This window comes from Chryseobacterium sp., assembly GCF_022712095.1.
GTDB lineage: Bacteria > Bacteroidota > Bacteroidia > Flavobacteriales > Weeksellaceae > Chryseobacterium.
In genome coordinates this window covers 1-7659 of the sequence record NZ_JALAHD010000123.1, presented here as the reverse complement: position 1 = coordinate 7659, position 7659 = coordinate 1, and the positions used below count along the sequence as shown (strand labels likewise).

At 35.0% G+C, this 7659-nt stretch carries 4 protein-coding genes; 3 read left to right on the top strand and 1 reads right to left on the bottom strand.

The window, feature by feature from the left end:
- Window positions 1-130 precede the first annotated feature (130 nt).
- The 3 genes from Q0A18_RS06160 (at window position 131) to topA (ending at window position 7427) form a co-directional block, all read left to right on the top strand.
- Complete coding sequence (locus Q0A18_RS06160; protein WP_292009276.1) at window positions 131-3520, top strand: T9SS type A sorting domain-containing protein; 3390 nt, start codon at window positions 131-133, stop codon at window positions 3518-3520.
- 158 nt (window positions 3521-3678) lie between these two features.
- The gene (locus Q0A18_RS06155; RefSeq protein WP_292009275.1) at window positions 3679-4827 is read left to right on the top strand and encodes a hypothetical protein; all 1149 of its coding nucleotides are present in this window, start codon (window positions 3679-3681) and stop codon (window positions 4825-4827) included.
- Window positions 4828-4895: 68 nt separating this feature from the next.
- Complete coding sequence (gene topA, locus Q0A18_RS06150) at window positions 4896-7427, top strand: type I DNA topoisomerase (RefSeq protein ID WP_292009274.1); 2532 nt, start codon at window positions 4896-4898, stop codon at window positions 7425-7427.
- A gap of 40 nt (window positions 7428-7467) precedes the next feature.
- Here topA and Q0A18_RS06145 read toward each other — a convergent pair.
- Window positions 7468-7659: hypothetical protein (locus Q0A18_RS06145; protein ID WP_292009273.1), on the bottom strand; the 192-nt coding region annotated here is incomplete at its 5' end.

The window sequence follows — 7659 nt, the reverse complement described above, 5'->3', positions numbered from 1 at the left end:
ATTCAATAATATGGAAAAGTTGATAAAAAATTCATTGGCCATGTTTTGTATGGTCTCGGTATGTGTGTATGCTGGAACTCGTCAAGAAAAAAAAGAAAATTCTTTTTTGTTTAATAATCTTGATTCGATAATGAATATTTCTGAGAGTATTCCCAAAAGAATAAAAGAGAAGAAGAGGGTTCTCATTAGAAATGAAGTTATTTCTCCGCTTATCACTAAAGATGGTGACTCTACGGGCAGTATTGTTGCCCCAGATTGGACAAAGGCTCCCAATAGTTATATTTTTGATCCTTCGAGAAGTAGCGAAGGTCTTTATGTTCCTGTAAAGAAAGCATATGCTATGTGGGAAACAGGATTATATATGGGAGGAACAAGCATTCCTGTAGGAAATGTAACGGCAGAAGTCTTATGGGAAGATGTTCCGGGTCTTATAAAATCAGGAACCGGTTATTCGCTTGAACTGGTAGGGATTGGTCAGGAGGCTAAAATTAAAGTTCCTGTCAATAAATCTAAAGAAGGAAATGCTGTTATTGTATATAAAGTTAATAATTCTATTTATTGGAGTTGGCATATCTGGGTAACGGATGATCCTACCAATGGCCCAAAATATAAAAGCTTTGATGCTTTGAAAAGAGAAAGAAGTAACGGAACAGTAGAACTTATTCCGGATTCTGATTGGGGTTGGATGGATAGAAATCTGGGAGCGGTAGGAAATACGATTACAGGAACTGAGTGGAACCGGAATGGCGGGCTTTTATATCAATGGGGAAGAAAAGATCCGATTCCTCCATTGGTTTTCAGGGGAAATGACTTTTATGAAGTATCGGGATCTATCGGTAGAGTAAGGCACATAGGTTCCAGAAACTTTACCAATGCAATTAAGATTGATGATCTGAAGAAGTTTATTTTATTATCCAATGCAGAAGTATCCAATAACATCAGAACTTCTGTTCAGAATCCCTTAAGTCTTATCTATGTTAATAAAGATGATAATTCCGGAGCTGCTTATTATAATGACAATGTTAATTTGCCGGTTAACTGGTTTGGAAAATCTGCAATATATAAAGACAACCGCCTTACGGAATTGAATTTATGGTCTGATAATTCTCAAGGGATTATCAGTGAAAACTATAATAATGATATCAGCGCGCGCCCATATAGGGCTAAGTCATCATATGATCCATGCCCTAATGGATGGAGGATTCCTTCTATGTTAGTGGCTAATTTAGCCTCATCAACTTACATTGACGATATAAGAATTGATTTTTCGCCTTTCGGAGTAAGAACCAAGTTAGGTAAAAGTGAATTTGAATCCAATGATTATTATGAAATCAAACCGACAGATAATAATGTTCCGGCTTATATGACAGGATTTAAAGTATATCCTAATTTTGGGTATGACCTATCTAAAGTGGGAAGCTATGATATGGGAATTTTTCCGGGTACAGGACAACTTATACGAAATGTACACTCCGGACAATATACCGATCAGCATCATACCTGCTTGTGGACAGCAACAATGGCTAAACATTTTGATGAAACACCTGCAACTGTTGCAAGAACATTATTTATGATTCCGGATAAAGATCAGCCAATAGTTCCTGATTCAGCTTTTCCTGATGTGAAGGGAATGTACAAATATATGCCAACGACAGGAATGGGAACTTCTGATGCAAATGGCTGCAGATGCATAAAAGATCCGTTATATGTTGTAGATAATTATAATTTTCCTACAGAATATTTGGACCCAATAGTAGAATATAAAGAAGGGATTAATAATCCTAATACCTATCAAGTTGTTAAGAGCAGCCAGCTTACTACCATTGAAATTCCTGTAAGTAAAGCATTCTCGGTTCAAAGCCAGCTGCTTAATAATAGTGCGATCTTGAATTCCTCCAGTTATAATAATTTAAAGCCTAATGTTCTTTGGACGACAAATACTAATTTAATTAATAAAATTTCAATTACCAACCCCTTTCCGTCTTCCTTTTCGGAGCTTACAGCTTCAAAAATTGTTGTGGAAATTAAAGCCAATCAAAGCGGAAGTGCTGTAGTAACACTGCATAATGAAAGTATAACTAATCCGGTGTATTGGAGTTGGCATATCTGGGTAACCGATACTCCCATTGACTCTTACCTTTATACTACGGAGCAGCCGGTTGCAGGTGTTACCAACTATATCAACTATGTGAATAAAGCAGATGTTGTTCTACAAACCGAATTTATGGATAGAAATTTAGGTGCTACCGATGCTTTTCCTATTGTTGCCAATCCATTGACTCCCACTACAGCAGAGCTTGCTAAAATACGAGCCTCTACAGGATTTCATTATCAGTGGGGAAGGAAGGATCCTATGCCTTCATTTCAATATGCAGATAACAGAGCATCTTATAATATATATTTAGGAACGGTAGCAGCTAATGGAACCGTTAGCTATACTACGCTTACGCCTTCTGTTTATAATGACATGTCAGGAAGTTATATTGTACCTTATAATACTTATGTAAACTCAGCCAATGCCAATATTTTATCTACTGATAAAATTTCAGAAAAAGCGGCAAAAGTAATAGGGTACTCTGTGAAAAAGCCTTTGGTTTATATGATTCCAAGTAACTTTTCTGCTTATAATAGTGCAGCTCCGAACTCTACAAATGGGACAGACTGGATATCTACAGAGCCTAATATAATGGCTGAACGATGGGGCAGAGGAGGTCAAAAATCTCCATTCGACCCATGTCCTGAAGGTTGGAGAATTCCTGATGTAATAGGTGTTGCTATCGTTGCCAATAAAGATTTTGGGCTGATTCCCTGGTATAAAAAAGATAAGAATATTGCAACTTCTTATAGTATAGCCTCAGACTATCAGGGAGTGAGAGTAAGAAACCCAAGTACAACATCCACTATAGGATATACATTTAACAATGCCAATTATAAAATAGGGAATTATCCTAATTCAGGATCGCGCGGTTTCAGAAGTATAATAGGGAATCAAACAGGGCAGGGAACATATAATGTTATTAATTTTCAATATCCTGGAGTCTGGATGGCAGCGTTGACTTCTAACTATATTGGCAGATCTGTTAATATGCTTTTTGATGCTGCTTCCAATGCCAATCGTGAAATTGCATTTAGTGATAATAATGACCCTTATTTCGGAATGAGTTGTCGTTGTGCAAAAATTAAGTATGATGCTAGTGGAAATGAAGAAGGAGTTATCCCCAAATCCAATGTTAGCACCATGGTTATTTCAGACTTGGATAAAGGATCAGACAGCAGAATAGCAGATGTACAGCTTGAGGAAACTAAAATACAGCTGTTTCCTAATCCTGTCAAAGATTGGCTTTACCTCAAGGCTCCGGATAAAGAAGATTATTCATACAAAGTCTATAATATGTCTGGACAATTAGTTCTTTCAGATAAATTTTTCAATGGAAAAACCAATATTTCATCATTAGTATCAGGAATATATTTAGTTCAAATTAATGAGTCTAATAAAGTAATAAAAATTATGAAACAATAATTGTTTAATATGATCATAAGAATTAAAAAAGAAACATAAAAAATAGTGTCAGACAAACCGTAAATTCCTATTTTTGATTGCCCAAAAAATTGATTATTTTAAAAGTTTGAGACATTTTTTATGTTTCTTTTATTTTTTTACGAATAAATTAAAACACAATGGAGTTCAAGAAAATATTACATTATTTTAATATTAAAACTTTCATTTATTTCCTAATTGTCGTTACTTCCGTTTATACATTGGCATTTACTTTAGTGTACAATTTAAAAGATGACGGATATATTCTTGCAGATTGGCTGATTAATTATGAAGATGGAGGTTTCAAGAGAAGAGGATTGTCAGGAAGTTTCTTTTTTATATTGCAGGATCTTACTGGTATAAGGCTTAATTATATTGTCTATTTTTTTCAGTTCAGTATTATTACTTTATTTTTTTGGTATTATACAAAGCTTATAAGGTATAAGGAAACTACTTTTCTTTATCTTTCTTTACTGTTATCATCAATAGGATTTGTCGGGCTTTTAAATAATGTTACCTATGTTGGAAAAAAAGAGTTTATTGTTTTTCTTATATTTACAGTTTTCGCATATCTGTTGGATAATGGTAAATTATCCAGGCTGAAAGAATGGGGAATATGCTTACTGCTATGTATAAGTACCTTAATGCATGAGGTGACTCTGTTTTATGTTCCATACTTTGCCATTGCCCTTTTCTTAAAAACAGATAAATTTGAATTAAAACGATACATCAAATATTTTCTTGCAGTTTTTATTCCTGCAGTCCTTATATTGACTATAGGAAAAAATGTAAATGAAGGACATTCTCTTGAAATCCTAAGTAAAAGAGGGGTTCATCCTATCTATGGAATTTTCTTCTGGGATATAGATGAAAGACAATATGTAAAAGAACATGTAAATGAATACAGTTTGTATTTTATTACCTTAGCCATAAGTATGTTCCATATTGGTTATTATCTGACATGTTCTCATTTTAAAAAGTTATTAAGCCTTTTATTGGTAGGTGCGTTTTTATTTACACTGCCATTATTTTATCTGGCGATTGACTGGGGAAGGTGGATGTATATCCATATGATGATGATTATAGTGCTTTTTGCTATGCCTCTCAAAAATGGGAACTCTATTTTTAGTTTTGAGAAGGTTAAAATAGATAGGGAATTTTATATAACCTTATTGATTATCATCTTTTCTTTGATCTATCGTTCCGAAATGTCAGGTAAGGGATTCACATTTGAGGGAATTTTGTACAGGCTGTTCGTTGCTCCTATAGAACTGTTAAATAAAATGTGATAGGAAGTCTATATTATAAAAAAACTTTACTTTTATAAAAAAACTTTACTTTTGCAAAAATTCTTGGAATGTCGAAAAATTTAGTAATCGTAGAATCTCCAGCAAAAGCAAAAACAATTCAGAAATATTTAGGGAAAGATTTTGAAGTAAAGTCCAGTTTTGGGCATATTCGGGATTTACCAAAAAAGGGAATGGGAATAGACCTTGAAACCTTTAATCCTGACTATGAAGTTTCTGCTGACAAGAAAAAACTGGTGACAGAATTAAAAGCTGCGGTGAAAAAAGCGGACATTGTGTGGCTGGCTTCCGATGAAGACCGTGAAGGAGAAGCTATTGCATGGCATCTGGCTGATGAATTAAAACTTAAGCCGGAAAACAGAAGGCGAATTGTTTTTCATGAAATTACTAAAAATGCCATTCTTAAAGCTATTGAAAGTCCAAGAGATATTGATCAGAATTTAGTGAATGCCCAACAGGCAAGAAGAGTTCTCGATAGAATCGTGGGATTTGAAATGTCTCCGGTGCTTTGGAAAAAAGTAAAACCGGGATTATCTGCCGGAAGAGTTCAGTCGGTGGCAGTGAGACTTATTGTTGAAAGAGAAAAAGAAATCAGGGAATTTGTTCCTAAAGCCAGTTTCAAGCTGGATGGGGTTTTCCTTAATAATACCTCTCAGGAAATTTCGGCGAAACTTAAAAAAGACTTTGAAAAAGAAGAAGAAGCTGAAAAATTCCTGGAACTTGCTAAAACAGTAGAGTTTAAAGTTCTTAATGTTGAGACTAAACCGGGAACACGTTCTGCTTCAGCGCCTTTTACAACATCCACTTTACAGCAGGAAGCATCTTCCCGATTAGGATATAATGTTACCAATACCATGCGTCTTGCTCAAAGATTATACGAAGAAGGATATATTACCTATATGAGAACCGATTCCGTGAATCTTTCTCAGGAAGCAATCGAAGGAGCAAAGAAGCAGATCCTCTCAGAGTACGGAGCAGACTATTCCTCTCCTAGAAATTATACAACCAAATCAGCTTCTGCGCAGGAAGCTCACGAGGCGATACGTCCTACTGATTTTGGGGTGAAAAGTATTGGTGATACCCAATTAAACAAATTGTATCAGTTAATATATAGACGGACATTGGCGTCTCAGATGTCGAATGCTAAAATTGAAAAAACAACGATTGAAATAGGAAATAAAAAGCTTCCTCAGCAATTTGAAGCACAGGGGGAAGTAATTATTTTTGACGGATTTTTAAGAGCTTACGGAATCGTAAAAACAGAGGAAGATGATGAGGAAAACAATGAAAAACTATTGCCAAAAGTAAATGTTGGTGAAGTTTTAAATTATAAAATAATTACTGCTACAGAGAAATTTACAAGACCTAGCGCAAGATATACGGAAGCAGGGCTTGTAAGAAAGCTGGAAGAACTGGGAATCGGACGTCCTTCTACCTATGCTCCTACTATTCAGACTATTCAGAACAGAGAATATGTAGATAAACGGGAAATAGAGCCTCAGACCAGAGAGGTAATGAAAATGTCCTTGACGAAAGACAAAATCAAAAAAGAAATCCTGAATGAAAAATTTGGGGGAGATAAAAATAAATTTTCACCTACAGATATAGGAGAAGTAGTCAATGATTTCCTTACTGATAATTTTAAAGAGATTCTGGATTATGGATTTACGGCAAGAGTAGAGGAAGGCTTTGACGAAATCGCAAATGGAGATCAGAAGTGGAAAGAAATGATGACTGATTTCTACTCCAAGTTCCATCCGAAAATAGAAGATGTTGAAGAAAATGCTGACAGGGCGACGGGAGACAGGCTCTTAGGAGTAGATCCTAAAACGGGTAAAAATGTACATGCTAGAATTGGAAGATTTGGCCCTATGATTCAGATCGGAGAAACTGAAGATGAAGAGAAACCTATTTTTGCTTCCTTGATGGTAGGGCAAAATATTGCAACCATCTCTCTGGAAGAAGCATTAGAGCTTTTCAAATTACCATTTGATCTGAATGATTTTGAAGGGCAGTCAGTTTCCATAGGAGTTGGAAGATTCGGTCCTTACGTAAAGTGGGGAGAAACTTTCATCAGTATTCCAAAAGGAGAAGATCCTTTATCTGTTAACCAGGAAAGAGCCGAGGAAATCATTAATGAAAAGAAAAAAGCAGACGCTCCTATTGCTACTTATAAAGGAGAGCCCGTAACCAAAGGAACCGGAAGATTTGGACCATTTATTAAATACCAAAGTATATTCGTAAATGTTCCTAAAAAATATGACTTCGATAATCTTTCTCAGAGTGATATCAATGAATTGATTGATGCTAAGCTTGAAAAAGAAGCGAACAGATATATTCAGCAGTGGGAGAAAGAAAAAATCTCTATTGAGAACGGAAGATGGGGGCCTTTTATTAAGTTTGGAAAAACAATGTTTAAAATTCCAAAGAAAAAAGATGATACCAAATATGAAGCAGAAGAATTGAAAACTGTTTCTTTAGATGAGGTTAAAAAATGGATTACGGCTCAGGATAAAAATGCTTTTGCAGAAAAGAAAAAACCTGCCGCAAAGAAAAAGGCTACAACAACAAAGAAAAAATAAAATAAAAAAGCAGTGATTTAAATCACTGCTTTTTTATTGATCAGAAAAAACTTTCCTTCTTAAGATGGATTAGTATACCGTCTTTTAAAGTTAGAGAAAGAGATTCTTTTTCTCTGACATAGTTAACTAACATATCATTATTTTTGAAAAAATCTGCTGTATGTCCATCAATGTTAAGTATTATATCGCCGGGAGTGAGGTGATATTGCTTAACATTGTTACTTTCCTTAAT

Bases quoted from the DNA above. Each gene is read 5' to 3' on its own strand.
- Q0A18_RS06160 (WP_292009276.1), top strand. From the start codon at position 131: ATGAATATTTCTGAGAGTATTCCCAAAAGAATAAAAGAGAAGAAGAGG.
- Q0A18_RS06155 (WP_292009275.1), top strand. From the start codon at position 3,679: ATGGAGTTCAAGAAAATATTACATTATTTTAATATTAAAACTTTCATT.
- topA (WP_292009274.1), top strand. From the start codon at position 4,896: ATGTCGAAAAATTTAGTAATCGTAGAATCTCCAGCAAAAGCAAAAACA.